Annotated in this window: 12 protein-coding genes; 5 read left to right on the forward strand and 7 right to left on the reverse strand. The window is 71.6% G+C overall.

Annotated features, from left to right (window positions below; genetic code table 11):
* Positions 1-20: 20 nt before the first annotated feature.
* From AB0D34_RS31705 to AB0D34_RS31725, 5 genes are all read right to left on the reverse strand, one after another.
* Positions 21-1,067, reverse strand: a complete 1,047-nt coding sequence (locus AB0D34_RS31705; RefSeq protein WP_362667680.1) for an ABC transporter substrate-binding protein — start codon at positions 1,065-1,067, stop codon at positions 21-23.
* A gap of 131 nt (positions 1,068-1,198) precedes the next feature.
* Positions 1,199-2,359, reverse strand: coding sequence for an acyl-CoA dehydrogenase family protein (locus AB0D34_RS31710; protein ID WP_362667683.1), 1,161 nt, complete (start codon positions 2,357-2,359; stop codon positions 1,199-1,201).
* Between the two features lie 7 nt (positions 2,360-2,366).
* Entirely contained in the window at positions 2,367-3,287 is a 921-nt protein-coding gene (locus AB0D34_RS31715; protein ID WP_362667686.1) for a hydroxymethylglutaryl-CoA lyase, read from the reverse strand.
* Positions 3,284-5,200, reverse strand: a complete 1,917-nt coding sequence (locus tag AB0D34_RS31720) for a biotin carboxylase N-terminal domain-containing protein (RefSeq protein WP_362667689.1) — start codon at positions 5,198-5,200, stop codon at positions 3,284-3,286. The genes AB0D34_RS31715 and AB0D34_RS31720 overlap by 4 nt, the downstream gene beginning before the upstream one ends.
* Positions 5,201-5,206: 6 nt before the next feature.
* Complete coding sequence (locus AB0D34_RS31725) at positions 5,207-6,823, reverse strand: carboxyl transferase domain-containing protein (protein WP_362667691.1); 1,617 nt, start codon at positions 6,821-6,823, stop codon at positions 5,207-5,209.
* Between the two features lie 97 nt (positions 6,824-6,920).
* On the opposite strand from AB0D34_RS31725, the gene AB0D34_RS31730 reads away from it, so the two are divergent.
* The 4 genes from AB0D34_RS31730 (at position 6,921) to AB0D34_RS31745 (ending at position 10,466) form a co-directional block, all read left to right on the forward strand.
* Positions 6,921-7,517 (forward strand): TetR/AcrR family transcriptional regulator, encoded by a 597-nt coding sequence (locus AB0D34_RS31730; protein WP_362667694.1) that lies wholly within the window; start codon positions 6,921-6,923, stop codon positions 7,515-7,517.
* A 115-nt stretch (positions 7,518-7,632) separates the two neighbouring features.
* Positions 7,633-8,358 (forward strand): hypothetical protein, encoded by a 726-nt coding sequence (locus AB0D34_RS31735; protein ID WP_362667697.1) that lies wholly within the window; start codon positions 7,633-7,635, stop codon positions 8,356-8,358.
* A 43-nt stretch (positions 8,359-8,401) separates the two neighbouring features.
* Positions 8,402-9,559, forward strand: a complete 1,158-nt coding sequence (locus AB0D34_RS31740; RefSeq protein WP_362667700.1) for an acyl-CoA dehydrogenase family protein — start codon at positions 8,402-8,404, stop codon at positions 9,557-9,559.
* Positions 9,560-9,593: 34 nt separating this feature from the next.
* A complete protein-coding gene (locus AB0D34_RS31745) occupies positions 9,594-10,466 on the forward strand; it encodes an acyl-CoA thioesterase II (protein WP_362667702.1) in 873 nt (290 codons plus the stop codon).
* A 234-nt stretch (positions 10,467-10,700) separates the two neighbouring features.
* Here AB0D34_RS31745 and AB0D34_RS31750 read toward each other — a convergent pair whose 3' ends face one another.
* Both AB0D34_RS31750 and AB0D34_RS31755 read right to left on the reverse strand, forming a co-directional pair.
* A complete protein-coding gene (locus tag AB0D34_RS31750) occupies positions 10,701-11,489 on the reverse strand; it encodes a phosphatase (RefSeq protein ID WP_362667705.1) in 789 nt (262 codons plus the stop codon).
* A gap of 70 nt (positions 11,490-11,559) precedes the next feature.
* Positions 11,560-13,482: a helix-turn-helix domain-containing protein gene (locus tag AB0D34_RS31755; RefSeq protein WP_362667708.1), complete on the reverse strand. Its 1,923-nt coding sequence runs from the start codon at positions 13,480-13,482 to the stop codon at positions 11,560-11,562.
* A 120-nt stretch (positions 13,483-13,602) separates the two neighbouring features.
* On the opposite strand from AB0D34_RS31755, the gene AB0D34_RS31760 reads away from it, so the two are divergent.
* Entirely contained in the window at positions 13,603-15,051 is a 1,449-nt protein-coding gene (locus AB0D34_RS31760; RefSeq protein ID WP_362667711.1) for a sodium:solute symporter, read from the forward strand.
* Positions 15,052-15,066 lie beyond the last annotated feature (15 nt).

A 15,066-nucleotide genomic window follows, 5' to 3' on the forward strand; every position in this document is an offset into this window, starting at 1 on the left:
GACCACGCACCCCCGACCGGCTAACTGACCTTCTTCGCGGTCTCAATAGCCTTCGCGAGGTTCTCCACCATCGCCACGCACTTGTCGTACGACAGAATCGGCTCGGGCGACCGCGAGATGACCTGCCCCGCCGCCACCGCAGGCAGTTTCTTCCACGTCGCCTCGGTGATGTCGGCCGGCTGGATCGTCGCCGAACGGTCGTCCATCATGATGATGTCGGCCTTGTACTTGTCGACGTTCTCCCAGCTCAGCGACTCGTACCAACCGCCGGAAGCCTTCAGTACGGACGCCGACGGCTCCACGAAGTTCACACCGAGCGCCTTGAAGTACTCGAGGTCGATGGAGAGGTTGGACCCGGAGACGTAGAAGACGTCCTGCGCGGCGGACCCGGCGAGCACCTTGATGTCGGGGTGGGCCTTGGTCGCGGCACGCAACCGCTCCGACGCCGACTCGAACCGCTTCTTCGCGTCGGTGACCTTCGTCGCCGTCATGTCCGCGCCGAGGGACTCGGCCAGCTCCCACACCCGCTGGAGGGGCGCGGTGATCTGACGGTCGTACACGGAAATGCCGACGCTCGGCGCCAGCTTGGCGATCTTGGACGCGGAGGCCGCCGGGACGTACCAGAGCGTGCCGGCGCTGTCGAACATCGTGGTGATGAGGACCTCGGGCGCGAAGGCCGCGTACTCCTCGACGTTGAACTGGTCCCAGACGTTGCCGAAGACCGTCAGCTTGCTGACGTCCATGTCGCCGGCCTGGACGTCGGCCTTGCCGTCCTTGGTCTTGGTGGGGCCGAAGACGCCCTTGACCTCGATGCCGTAGTCGTACAGCGCGGCGGCGACACCGGTGAAGGCGACGATCTTCGTGGGGACCTTGTCGAGCTTGACGGTCGTGCCGCGGTCGTCCTTGAAGGTCCACGCCCCGGACTTCGCGGCCGTGGTCTCCTTGCCAGAGCCCTCGCTGCTGGAGTCGTCGTCTCCGCAGGCTGCGAGCACGGCACCGAGGCCGAGGGCGCCACCCGCGGCGAGGATGCCGCGGCGGGTGAGGTGGGCGACTCTTGCGTGGGACATGTGTGGCTGCTTTCGAACGGGGCGAAGCGCCCGCCGGACAAGTTCGAAGGTAGGTTAGCCTAACCTCACCGAATGTCCAGCGGGCGGGGGCGCCGCCCCGTCGAGACTGTGCGTGCCCTGTGAGCTGTGGTTTAACCCGCCAGCCCCAACTCCCGGGCGATCAGCATCCGTTGGACCTCGCTCGTGCCCTCGCCGATCTCCAGGATCTTGGAGTCGCGCCACATTCGGGCCACCGGGTACTCGTTCATGAAGCCGTAGCCGCCGTGGATCTGCGTCGCGTCGCGGGCGTTGTCCACGGCGATCGTGGAGGAGTACAGCTTGGCGAGGGCCGCCTCCTTCTTGAAGGGTTCGCCCAAGACCAGGCGCGAGGCCGCGTCCCGCCAGGCGAGGCGGGCCGTGTGGGCCTTCATCTCCATGTCGGCGATCTTGAACTGGATCGCCTGGTTGGCGCCGATGGGCTTCCCGAAGGCCTGCCGCTCCTTCGCGTACTTCACCGACTCGTCCACACAGCCCTGCGCGAGCCCGGTCGCGAGGGCCGCGATGGCGATCCGGCCCTCGTCGAGGATCCGCAGGAACTGGGCGTAGCCACGGCCCTGTTCGCCCAGCAGGTTCGCCGCCGGGACCCGGACGTCGGAGAAGGACAGCTCACGGGTGTCGGAGGCGTTCCAGCCGACCTTCGAGTACGGCGCCGCGACCGTGAAGCCCGGTGTGCCCGAGGGGACGATGATCGAGGAGATCAGCGGCTTGCCGTCGGGCTTGCGCCCGGTGACTGCGGTGACGGTGACCAGGCCCGTGATGTCGGTGCCGGAGTTGGTGATGAAGCACTTGGTGCCGTTGATGACCCACTCGTCGGTGTCCGGGTCGAGGCGGGCCGTCGTACGCGTGGCCCCCGCGTCGCTGCCGCCGTCCGGCTCGGTCAGTCCGAAGGCGCCCAGGATCTCGCCCGAGCACAGCCGGGGCAGCCACTCGCGCTTCTGCTCCTCGGTGCCGAACAGGTGCAGGGGCATGGCGCCCAGGGAGACACCGGCCTCCAGGGTGATCGCCACCGACGAGTCCACGCGCGCGAGTTCCTCGAGGACGAGGCCCAGCGCCAGGTAGTCGCCGCCCATCCCGCCGTACTCCTCGGGGAACGGCAGCCCGAACAGGCCCATGCGGCCCATCTCGCGGACGATCTCGTAAGGGAACTCGTGGTGCTCGTAGTACTCGCCGATCTTCGGCGCCACTACGTCATGGGCGAACTGCTCGACCGTACGGCGGAGTTCTTCCAGTTCGGGGGAGAGACGGTGGTCCATCGGGGGTTCACTCCTGGTGGGAGAGGGCGCGGACGGTGCGGGACGGGCTGGGTCGGCCCAGGTGTTCGGCCATCCAGGCGCTGGTGGCGACGAGGCGGCCGAGGTCGACGCCGGTGTCGATGCCGAGGCCCTGAAGCATCCACACCAGGTCCTCGGTGGCGAGGTTGCCGGTGGCGGACTTGGCGTAGGGACAGCCGCCGAGGCCGCCCGCGGAGGCGTCCACGGTGGTGACGCCGTGCTGGAGGGCGGCGTGGGTGTTGGCGAGCGCCTGGCCGTACGTGTCGTGGAAGTGCACGCCCACCTTCTCGACCGGTACGTCGAGTTCGGTGAGCAGTGCGCGTACGTGGCCCGGGGTCGCCACCCCGATCGTGTCGCCGAGGCTCAGCTCGTCGCAGCCCATGTCGAGCAGGGCACGGCACACCTTGACGACCTGGGGCACCGGGACCGCGCCCTCCCACGGGTCGCCGAAGCACATCGACAGGTAGCCGCGGACGTGCACGCCCTCGGCCTTCGCCCGTGCCACCACCGGCTCGAACATCTTGAGGGCCTCGTCCACCGTGCGGTTGAGGTTGGCCTTGGCGAAGGACTCGGTGGCGCTGGCGAACACGGCCACGCGGGTCGCGCCCAGCGCCAGGGCCCGGTCCAGGCCGCGTTCGTTCGGCACGAGCACCGGGAGGTCCACCGAGAGATCGCTGATCTGCGGGAACAGCTGCTCCGCGTCGGCGAGTTGGGGCACCCACTTCGGGTGGACGAAGCTCGTCGCCTCGATGGTCGTCAGCCCGGCCTCGGCGAGGCGGCGGACGAACTCCGCCTTGACCTCCGTCGGCACGGTCGACTTCTCGTTCTGCAGGCCGTCTCGGGCGCCGACCTCGTGGATGCGGACGCGGGCGGGCAGGCCCGCTTCGGGGATCGTCATGGGCAGGCTCACTGCGCCACCTCCTCGTGCGGTGCGATCACGGCCAGCACCTGGTCCATGGCGACCGTCGTGCCCGGCGTGACGTCCAGCTCGGCGACGGTGCCGGCGTGCGGGGCGGAGATGACGTGCTCCATCTTCATGGCCTCGACGACGAGCAGGCTCTGGCCGGCGGCCACCTCGTCCCCGACGGCGACCTTCACGACGGTCACCGTGCCGGGCATGGGCGCGGTGAGCGAGTCGGCGCCGGCGTGCGCGGAACGGGTGAGGGACGCGGCCACCGGGTCGTGGTCGCGCACGTGCCAGGCGTCACCGTCACGGCCCACCCAGTCACCGGCGCGGTGGAAGGTGTGGCGGACGCCGTCGAGGGCGACCGAGACCTGGTCGTCGGTGACGGTGTGGGCGCCGCGCGGGACGTACTCGACAGGGTCCTGCACCCGCAGGTGGAAGCCGAGGGGCTTCGGCGTGCCCCCCATCCGCCAACCGCTCGGCACCGAGAACGGGTCGGTCCAGCCGTCTCCCCGGGGCCGCAGCCCATCGAGGCGTACGGCCGCCGCCGCCTCGTACACCTCCTCCGGTACGTCGGTGGAGACCAGGTCGTCCACCACGCGCTCGACGAGCCCGGTGTCCAACTCGCCCTTCACCACGTCCGGATGGGCAAGGAGCCGCCGCAGGAACCCCGCGTTGGTCTGCACGCCCAGCGTGACCGTCTCCGCGAGCGCCGCCCTGAGCCTCCTGAGCGCGGTCTCGCGGTCCGGGCCGTACGCGATGACCTTGGACAGCATCGGGTCGTACAGGCTGCCGACCTCTGTGCCCTCGCTGAGCCCGGAGTCGGTGCGGACGCCGTCGCCCTGAGGCTCGCGGAGCCGGAGCACGGTGCCGCCGGAAGGCAGGAACCCGCGAGCCGGGTCCTCCGCGCAGACGCGGGCCTCGACGGCGTGCCCGGTCAGCCGGACGTCCTCCTGCCCGTACGGCAGCCGCTCGCCCGCCGCCACCCGCAGCTGCCACTCCACCAGGTCCAGGCCGGTGACCAGCTCGGTGACCGGGTGCTCCACCTGGAGGCGGGTGTTCATCTCCATGAAGTAGTACGAGGACGGATCGTCGCCCGGCACGATGAACTCCACCGTGCCCGCGCCCCGGTAGCCGCAGGAGCGGGCCGCCTCGACGGCGGCCTCGCCCATCGACGCGCGCGTGGCCTCGTCGAGCAGGACGCTGGGCGCCTCCTCGATGATCTTCTGGTGCCGCCGCTGGAGCGAGCACTCGCGCTCGCCGAGGTGGATCACGTTGCCGTGGCCGTCCGCCAGGACCTGGATCTCGATGTGCCGGGGCCGGTCCACCCACCGCTCCACGAGCAGCGTGTCGTCGCCGAAGGAGGCGCGGGCCTCGCGGCGGGCGGCGGCGATCTCGTCCTCCAGGACCGTGAGGTCGCGAACCAGGCGCATGCCCTTGCCGCCACCGCCCGCGCTGGGCTTCAGCAGCACGGGTGCGCCCAACACCTGTGCGGCCTCGGCGAGTTCGGGGTCGCGGCCACCGGGTACGACCGGAACCCCGGCCGCCTCCACGGTCTCCTTGGCGCGGATCTTGTCGCCCATGAGGGAGATGGCTTCGGCGGGCGGGCCGATGAAGACCAGCCCCGCGTCGGCGCACGCGCGCGCGAAGGCCGCGTTCTCCGCGAGGAAGCCGTAGCCGGGGTGGACGGCCTGGGCGCCGGTGCGGGCGGCCGCCTGCAGGAGGCGCTCGACGGACAGATAGCTCTCGGCGGCCGGCGCCGGTCCAAGGCGTACGGCGGTGTCGGCCTCGCGGACGTGCCGGGCGTCGGCGTCCGCGTCGGAGAAGACGGCGACGGAGCGTACGCCCAGAACCTTGAGCGTGCGGATGACGCGGACCGCGATCTCGCCCCGGTTGGCGACAAGCACTGTGTCAAACATGGGTCCTCACATCCGGAAGACGCCGAACTGGGGGTCGCCCAGCGGCGCGTTGGCGCATGCGGTCAGGGCCAGGCCGAGCACCTGACGGGTGTCCAGCGGGTCGATGACCCCGTCGTCCCAGAGGCGGGCGGTGGCGTAGTAGGCGTTGCCCTGGCGCTCGTACTGGGCGCGGACCGGGTCCTTGAAGGCCTCTTCCTCGTCCGTGGGCCAGTCCTCGCCCCGCGCCTCCAGCTGGTCCCGCTTCACGGTCGCGAGGACCGACGCGGCCTGCTCGCCGCCCATGACGGAGATCTTGGCGTTGGGCCACATCCACAGGAAGCGGGGGGAGTAGGCCCGGCCGCACATGGAGTAGTTCCCGGCGCCGTACGAACCGCCCACGACGACCGTCAGCTTGGGCACGCGCGTGCAGGCGACCGCGGTGACCATCTTGGCGCCGTGCTTGGCGATGCCGCCCGCCTCGTAATCCCTGCCGACCATGAAGCCGGAGATGTTCTGGAGGAACAGCAGCGGGATGCCGCGCTGGTCGCACAGCTCGATGAAGTGGGCGCCCTTCTGGGCGGATTCGGAGAACAGGATGCCGTTGTTGCCGATGATCCCGACCGGGTGGCCGTGGATCCGGGCGAAGCCGGTGACCAGGGTCTGCCCGAACTCGGCCTTGAACTCGGCGAAACGGGAGCCGTCGGTGATGCGCGCGATGATCTCGCGGACGTCGTAGGGGGTGCGGGAGTCGGTGGGGACGGCGCCGTAGAGGCCGTAGGGGTCGACCTTGGGCTCCACGGTGGCCTCGACGGACCAGGGCAGCGGCCCGCGCGCGGGGAGCGTCGCGGCGATGTTCCGCACGATCCTCAGCGCATGGGCGTCGTCCTCGGCGAGGTGGTCGGTGACGCCGGAGACCCGGGAGTGCACCTCGCCGCCGCCGAGCTCCTCCGCGGTGACGACCTCGCCGGTGGCGGCCTTCACGAGCGGGGGGCCGCCGAGGAAGATCGTGCCCTGGTTGCGGACGATCACGGCCTCGTCGCTCATGGCGGGGACGTAGGCGCCGCCCGCGGTGCACGAGCCGAGCACGGCGGCGATCTGCGGAATCCCCCGGGCGGACATCCGGGCCTGGTTGTAGAAGATCCGCCCGAAGTGCTCGCGGTCCGGGAAGACCTCGTCCTGCATGGGCAGGAAGGCGCCGCCGGAGTCCACGAGGTAGACGCAGGGGAGCCGGTTGTCGAGGGCGACCTCCTGCGCGCGCAGGTGCTTCTTCACCGTCATCGGGTAGTACGTGCCGCCCTTGACAGTGGCGTCATTGGCGACGACCACACACTCGCGCCCGCTCACCCTGCCGATCCCGGCGATGACGCCGGCGGCCGGGGCCTGTCCGTCGTACATCCCGTCGGCGGCGAGCGGGGCCAGCTCCAGGAAGGGCGAGCCGGGGTCGAGGAGCGTGTCGACCCGGTCCCGGGGCAGCAGCTTCCCGCGCGCGGTGTGCCGCTCGCGCGCCTTTTCCCCGCCGCCCAGCCGGGCCGCGGCGAGCTTGTCCCGCAGCTCGTCCACGAGGGCCCGGTGGGCCTCCTCGTTGGCCTTCCAGGCCTCCGACGCGGGGTCCGCCCCGCTCGTCAGCTCGGGTGCCTGATCCATGTCCCGCGGTCCCCTCACCCAGTGATCGCCTGTTAATGAGCGTTAACCATCTCTCTCAGGTTAACGACCGCTAACCTCCCTGTCTAGAATTGCTCTCATGGCCACCAGAACCGACGCCCCCACCCGCCGCGAGCAGATCCTCAAGGAAGCCGCGCGGCTGTTCGCCGAGCGCGGGTTCCACGGCGTGGGCGTGGACGAGATAGGCGCGGCGGTCGGGATCAGCGGCCCCGGTCTCTACCGCCACTTCGCGGGCAAGGACGCGATGCTCGCGGAGCTGCTGGTGGGGATCAGCGGGCAGCTGCTGACGGGTGGGAAGCGCAGGGTGGCGGAGTCGGACGGCGGCGATGCGGAGGCCCTCCTCGACTCCCTGATCGAGGGGCACATCGACTTCGCCCTCGACGACCGCCCCCTCATCACCCTCCACGACCGCGAGCTGGACCGCCTCCGCGACAGCGACCGCAAGCTGGTCCGGCAGCTCCAGCGGCAGTACGTCGAGCTGTGGGTGGGGGTCGTACGCGAGGTCTACCCACCCCTGACCGAACCCACGGCCCGCTCCGCGGTCCACTCGGTCTTCGGACTCCTGAACTCGACCCCGCACCTGGGCCGGCCGGGATCGCTCCCTGGGCGGGGGGCCACGGCGGAGCTGCTGCACCGGATGGCTCGGGGGGCGTTCGCGGCGGCGGCCACCGACTGAGCGGGGCGGGCCGGAGTTCCGGTCGGCCGGAGTCGCATCCGATGCCGTCGCCGTCGTTTTCACAGCGATGGTGCGGCGGCTGTTTCTCCGGGAAGTCAGTGAGGGAAGTGTTCGGGTGAAGTTCTCGGAGGTGCTCTCCTGGTCGGGCCTGAAGTCCTGGGTCTCGGGCCCCGACCCGCACGCCGTCGCTCGCGAGGCCCGCGGGCGGGCAGGGTCCGCCCTGCCCGCCGGGGAGCGGCTGGTGGACTCCCATGTCGTGGCGGTCGGCGAGGGGGTGCCGGTCCCGCCGAACCGCCTGCGGCCCGAGGCGTTCCCCGCGGCGAGGTCGACCACCGACCGTCTGCTGGACCGGGCGGCCGGAACCGAGCGCGTCATGGACCGGCTCAACCTCGTGAACGCCGCGGTGGACGCGCTCGACGACAGGGCCGGGAAAGCGGCGCAGGCGCTCTCCGGCGGCTGGGAGAGTGTGGCGGGGCAGCTGGCTCGCGTACTCCAGCCCCGTGACGACCGCGCCGCCGTGTCGGTCCTCCTCCTCGGGGACCGGGGCCTGCACGTGGTCCATGTGCAGAAGTCCCCGGACGGGCGCAAGGTCGAGGCCGGACTTCACCGCGCATGGGGTGTGCCCCGAGAACGCGTGGCGTGGTTCAGGAAGCGGAACGACGTCGGCCACGGCACCCGGCTTCGACGACGGCTCCTGGATCCGGGTCGTCTTCCCGGTCGCCGGCTGGGGGACGCTGGCGGAAGCGCTCGTCGGCCTCGGCGGAGGTTCCGGCCCGGTCTGAGCGTGACGAGCGTTACGGGATCACCTCTGGACGCCTCTCCCTACCCGCCGGTACCTTGATGTTCTGAGCAAGCGCTTAGACACGTACCTGGAGGTGGCGGCGGTGCGCCGTACTGTGTTCAACGAGGACCACGAGGCGTTCCGGGAGACCCTGCGCGCCTTCATCGAGGCCGAGGTCGTCCCCGTCTACGACGAGTGGTTCGCGGCCGGCCAGGCGCCGCGCGACTTCTACTACAAGCTCGCCGAGCTCGGCATCTTCGGCATCCGCGTGGACGAGGAGTACGGCGGCGCCGGCATCGACTCGTACAAGTTCGAGGCCGTGATGTACGAGGAGACGGCCCGCGCGGGTGTGCAGTTCGGCGGCTCCGGTGTGCACGTCCTGCTCGGCCTGCCGTACATCAAGATGCTCGCCACCGACGAGCAGAAGAAGCGCTTCCTGCCGAAGTTCGTCTCCGCCGAGGAGATGTGGGCCCTCGCGATGACCGAGCCGGGCACCGGCTCCGACCTCGCGGGCATGAAGACCACCGCCAAGCTCTCCGAGGACGGCACGCACTACGTCCTCAACGGCTCCAAGACCTTCATCACCGGCGGCGTCCACGCCGACCGCGTGATCGTCTGCGCCCGCACCTCCGCGCCCACCGCCGAGGACCGCCGCTTCGGCATCTCCCTGTTCGCCGTGGACACCAAGTCCGAGGGCTACTCCATCGGCCGCAAGCTCGACAAGCTGGGCCTGAAGACCTCCGACACCGCCGAGCTCGCGTTCGTCGACGTCAAGGTTCCCGTCGAGGACCTCCTCGGCGAGGAGAACAAGGGCTTCTACTACCTCGGCCACAACCTCGCCTCCGAGCGCTGGGGTATCGCCTACGGCGCCTACGCCCAGGCCAAGGCCGCGGTGCGGTTCGCCAAGGAGTACGTCCAGGAGCGCACCGTCTTCGGCAAGCCGGTCGCGTCCTTCCAGAACACCAAGTTCGAGCTGGCCGCCTGCCAGGCCGAGGTGGACGCGGCCGAGGCCGTCGTCGACCGCGCCCTCGAAGCCCTCGACGCCGGCGAGCTCACCCCCGCCGAGGCCGCCAGCGCCAAGCTGTTCACCACCGAGGTCGCGCACCGCGTCATCGACCGCTGCCTCCAGCTGCACGGCGGCTACGGCTTCATGAACGAGTACCCGATCGCCCGCCTGTACGCGGACAACCGCGTCAACCGCATCTACGGCGGCACCAGCGAGATCATGAAGTCGATCATCGCGAAGGACATGGGCCTGTAAGCCGCGCGATATCACCGGCCGGTACAACTGCTTCATGAGCCAGGCACTCCAGGACCTCCTCGATCTGCTCGACCTCGAGCAGATCGAGGAGGGCATCTTCCGCGGCGCGTCCCGCCCCGCTGTCGTCCCCCGCGTCTTCGGCGGGCAGGTCGCGGCGCAGGCGCTGGTCGCCGCCGGGCGGACGGTTTCCGAGGACCGGCTCGCCCACTCCCTGCACGCGTACTTCCTGCGCCCCGGTGACCCGGGCGCCCCGATCGTCTACACGGTCGACCGCATGAACGACGGCCGCTCCTTCACCGCGCGCCGCGTGGTCGCGGTCCAGCACGGCCAGCCGATCTTCGCCCTCTCCGCGTCCTTCCAGCGGCACGAGGAGGGCTTCGACCACCAGGCCGCCATGCCGGCCGCCCCCGACCCGGCCACGCTGCCCACCTCCGCGGACCGGCTGCGCGGCTACGACCACCTGCCCCCGGAGGTCGTGGAGCGGTTCCTGGAGACCCGCGAGGCGATCGACCTGCGCTATGTCGAGGAGCCGCCGTACGGAAAGTTCGGCGAGCCCCGCGAACCCCACTCGCAGGTCTGGTTCCGCACCAACGGCAAGCTCGCTGACGACCCACTGCTGCACGTCGTCCTCGCCACGTACGTCTCCGACATGACGCTCCTCGACTCGATCCTCCTCGCGCACGGCCGCGGCGGCTGGGCGGTCGGTGACGTCGTGGGAGCGTCCCTGGACCACGCGATGTGGTTCCACCGCCCCTTCCGCGCCGACGAATGGCTCCTGTACGACCAGGAGTCCCCGTCGGCCTCCGGCGGCCGCGGCCTCGGCCAGGCCCGGATCTACACGCAGGACGGGCGACTGGCCATCTCGGTGATCCAGGAGGGCGTGGTCCGCGCCCCGCGGCGCCCCTGAGCGGGCCGGCGACTGGGCCGACCAGGCGGATCATGCCGACGTCGCGCCACCGCGCCCAGGTGCGGGGCGCCCGGGTGGCCGAGCTGCCGTGTCCTTGCCGTTTGTCGCCCTACGGAGCTGTTGCCCCACCGAGCTTCGCCCGGCTCTGCCGTGCGGCTCGACGTGCTGCCGTGCCGCGTGCACCCACACCGATCGGCACCGCTCCCCGCGGCCGGCCCGATCCGCCGGACAGGCCTAGCGCAGGCCCGCCTCGCCGAGCAGATACGCCGTCATCGGGTCGTAGTAGCGCGGGCTCAACACGTGGTCGTCGAGCGGGACCGTCACCTGGACCGTGCCCTCCGACTCGCCGACGAAGAGCGCCGGGTCGTTGGAGTCGGCGTAGCCCACCGAGTCCACGCCGTGCTGTCCGGCGTAGCCCGCCCAGCCGTGGTCGGCGACGACCAGGTCGGGCAGCGGGCGGCCCTCGCGCTCCAGGGCCGTGAGGATGGCCTTCATCGGCTCGCCGGAGTGGGTGTGCCAGAGCGTGGCCCCGTGCTCCAGGACCGCCACGTCCGCGAACTGCATGACGTACCCCTCGTCCGTCTGCAGCCCGTCCGGGATGACCACGATCTCGCAGCCGGCCGTGCGCAGCGCGGCGGCGGTGGCGTGGTGGACGTCGAGCATGCCGCCGGGGTGACCGGTCGCGAACAGCACCCGCTGCTGCCCGTCCGCCGCCTTGCGCAGCCGCGCCGCCATCCGCTCCAGCGCGCTCACGGTCAGCTCGGGGTCGATGGTGTCCTGGCCGTACCGGTACTCCGGGTCGTCGTTGACCCCCACCCGCTCCGCCATCACCGCGAGCACGTCCTGCTCGTCGCTCCAGCGGTCCCCGAGCTCCAGGCCGAGCCAGTAGTGGCGGTTGCCGTTCGCCAGCTGGCGGTAGTGCGAGAGGTTGTTCTCACGCGGGGTGGCGACCTCACCCGCGATACGGGTCTTCACAAGGTGGTCGACGAGCTCGGCGCGGCTGGGTGTCCCGGGTATCGGCATGCCTCCCATTCTGATGCACTCCTTCACGGGACCGCCGCGCATCCCGCACGCTGGGACGCGGGTCACGTGATCATGGTCGCCGCAGCGCGAACCACAGCTCCATCCGTACGTCGGGGTCGTCCAGGTCCGCCTCCAGCAGCGCCGCGCACTTCGCGATCCGCTGCCGGACGGTGTTGCGGTGCACCCCCAGTGCGACCGCCGTACGGTCCCAACTGCCGTGCAGGGACAGCCAGGTCCGCAGGGTCTCGGCGAGGGCGGGGCTCAGCGGTGCCAGGAGCGCCCGGGCATGCGCCTCGGCGTCCGCCTCCGGCACCAGGTCCGCGAGCGCCGGGCGGGCCCCGTACCGGACCAGCTCGGCACGGACGGCCCGGGCGCGGGCCAGCGCCCGCCCTGCCTGGGCGTCGGCGACGGCCCACTCCGCCGGTCCGGCGAGGGCACTGACCCCGAGCGTCCACCCGGGCTGCGGGCCCGGTTCCCGGTCGGCGGGCAGCAGCACCCGTACGACATCCCGCGCCACGTCGACCAACGGCGACCCGAGCGCCGCGCCCAGCGCGGAGGCGGCGACGGGGTCGAGGGCGGCCGGGGCGTCGGGCCGCGCGTGCACGACCAGCCACCGGTCCCCGCCGAGCAGCGGAGCCACGTCCTGCACCGTCGCCCCGAGCAGCATCCGCACCAGCGCCGACGACCGCGCCGCGCCCGACCCGCTCTGATGCTCACCGGTGAGCAACGACAGCAGTACGGCGGCGACGGAGGCGATGGTGTGGTCACCCGGTTGGCGGTGGGGCGCGACGACCCCGAGCACGAAGCCGTGTCCGGCACCGAGGGCGTAGGCGGCCAGGTGGAGGCCGGAGACGGTGTCGGTGGCGGAGGTGGGGGTGGGGGTGGCGCGGGGGGAGGTGAGGGGCGGGGTGGCCGGGGCTGTGCGGACGTCGGCGGGGGCGTGGGACGTGCGAGAAGCCGACGCGGAAGCGCCGGGCGCGGTGCGGGAGCCCGGCGCCGTCGTTGGGGCGGTGGCGCCGGGTAGGGCCGGGGGTGTGGTGCGGGAGCCCGGCGTCGTCGTCGGGGCGCTGCCGCTGGGTATGGCCGGGGTCGCCGGGCGTGTGGTGCGGGAGCCCGCTCCCGTCGGCGCCGTGCCACCGGGCACCAGCGGTGCCGTCGGCCGGACCACCAGCGCCAGCCTCGCCAGCGCCTCCCGAACACCCTGTCCCTCGCCCCGCTCCCCGTGCCCGGCGGCGGCCAGGGTCTCCGCGGGCGGCCGTCCGGCGGGCGCGTTCCGCGCTTTCGCCCCCGCGCCGGGAGCCCCCGCGCCGGGAGCCCCCGCGCCGGGAGCCCCCGCGCCGCGAGCCCCCGCGCCGGGAGCCCCCTCAGCCCTCCCTCCGGCCCCCGCACCCTCCGTTTCGTCGAGCCCCCGCCCCGCCGCCGCGACCTCCGCCCCGTCCGGCCCGAACAGCACCGCCCGCCCCCCGACCCGCTGCGCCAGCTGGCGCAGCACCGACGGCACCGGGTCCGGGCGGGACGCGGCCGCCGCCAGGCTCTGCTGGGCCTCCGTCACCCGGCGGAGCTCTGCGTGGCGGGCCTGGGCCATGAGCTGCCAGACCGCGCGGGCCACGCCGGAGAACGTGGTCCGGGGTGGCACCTCCAGCAGCGGGAGCTCGTACGCGTCGCAGGCCGCGACCAGCGCGCGCGGGACCGTGTCGTGAACCGGCGCCAGCCCGAAGCCGAGCGCCGCCCCGCCCGCCGCGACGATCCGTGAGACGTAGTCGTCGAAGTAGGTCCCGGAGCCCGCCGCCTCCGGGATGTGCACCCCCGCCGTCAGCAGCAGCTCACCGCCCAGCAGATACGGATACGGGTCCGCCATCTCCGAGGTGTGCGCCCAGTGGATCACCGTGGCGGGGTCCGAGGGTCCCGCGATCTGCCGTAGGCCCAGGTCCTCGCGGGCCAGCAGCGCGGCCAGCGGGACCGGCGGGGTGGGTGGGACAGCCGGGTCCGGCATGGTGGACGTTCCCTCCATCCAGTACCGCTCGAATGGATGAAACGTACACTTCGCAGCCGCTTTCAAGCCACCTACTGTCGACGCAGACCGGCAGGCGCAGACCGGCAGAAGGAGGGCCTCATGGCCGTCGACTACACCGTCATCGTCGTCTACCTGGCCGGCATGCTGGCCATGGGCTGGTGGGGCATGCGCCGCGCCAGGTCCAAGAGCGAGTTCCTCGTGGCAGGCCGCCGGCTCGGGCCCGCCATGTACTCCGGCACCATGGCCGCGATCGTCCTCGGCGGCGCGTCCACCATCGGCGGCGTCGGCCTCGGCTACCAGTACGGCCTCTCCGGCGCCTGGATGGTCTTCACCATCGGCCTCGGCCTGCTCGCCCTGTCCGTCTTCTTCTCCGCCCGCATCGCCCGCCTCAAGGTCTACACCGTCTCCGAGATGCTGGACCTCCGGTACGGCGGCCGGGCCGGGGTCATCTCCGGCGTGGTCATGTGGGCGTACACCCTCATGCTCGCGGTGACGTCCACCATCGCCTACGCCACGATCTTCGACGTCCTCTTCGACATGAACCGGACCGTCGCGATCGTCCTCGGCGGCTCGATCGTCGTCGCCTACTCGACGCTCGGCGGCATGTGGTCCATCACCCTCACCGACATGGTCCAGTTCGTGGTGAAGACCATCGGCGTTCTGCTCCTGCTCCTGCCCATCGCCGTCGTCAAGGCGGGCGGCTTCAGCGAGATGAAGGCGAAACTTCCCACCGAGTACTTCGACCCGCTGGGCATCGGCGGCGAGACGATCTTCACCTACGTCCTGATCTACACCTTCGGCATGCTCATCGGTCAGGACATCTGGCAGCGCGTCTTCACCGCCCGCAGCGACACGACCGCCAAGTGGGGCGGCACGGTCGCGGGTACCTACTGTCTCGCGTACGCCCTCGCGGGCGCCGTCATCGGCACGGCCGCCAAGGTCCTCTACCCCAACCTGGCCAACGCCGACGACGCCTTCGCGACCATCGTCAAGGACGAACTCCCGGTCGGCGTACGGGGTCTGGTGCTGGCCGCCGCACTCGCCGCCGTGATGTCGACCTCCTCCGGCGCCCTGATCGCCTGCGCGACCGTCGCCAACAACGACATCTGGTCGCGGCTGCGGGGGAGGACGACCGCCGGCGATCACGACGAGGTGCGGGGCAACCGCGCCTTCATCCTCGTCATGGGCGTGGCCGTGATCTGCACGGCGATCGCCCTCAACAACGTCGTCGAGGCACTGACGGTGGCGTACAACCTGCTGGTCGGCGGCCTCCTCGTCCCGATCCTCGGCGGACTGCTGTGGAGGCGGGGCACGGCCCAGGGCGCGCTCGCCTCCGTGATCGTCGGCGGCCTCGCCGTCATCGGCCTGATGGCGGGTTACGGCATCCTCGCCAACGAGCCCGTGTACTACGGCCTGCCGGCCTCCCTGGTCGCCTTCGTCGCCGTATCCCTGGCGACCCCGGCGACCGACACCGCCGTACTCGATGCGTGGCGCGAGCGACTCGCCGGGCGCGGCAGTGCTCCCGAACCGGTCCCGGCACCCCGGTAGACCGGACGGCATCGA

The organism is Streptomyces sp. NPDC048420 (assembly GCF_040651535.1).
Classification (GTDB): Bacteria; Actinomycetota; Actinomycetes; order Streptomycetales; family Streptomycetaceae; genus Streptomyces.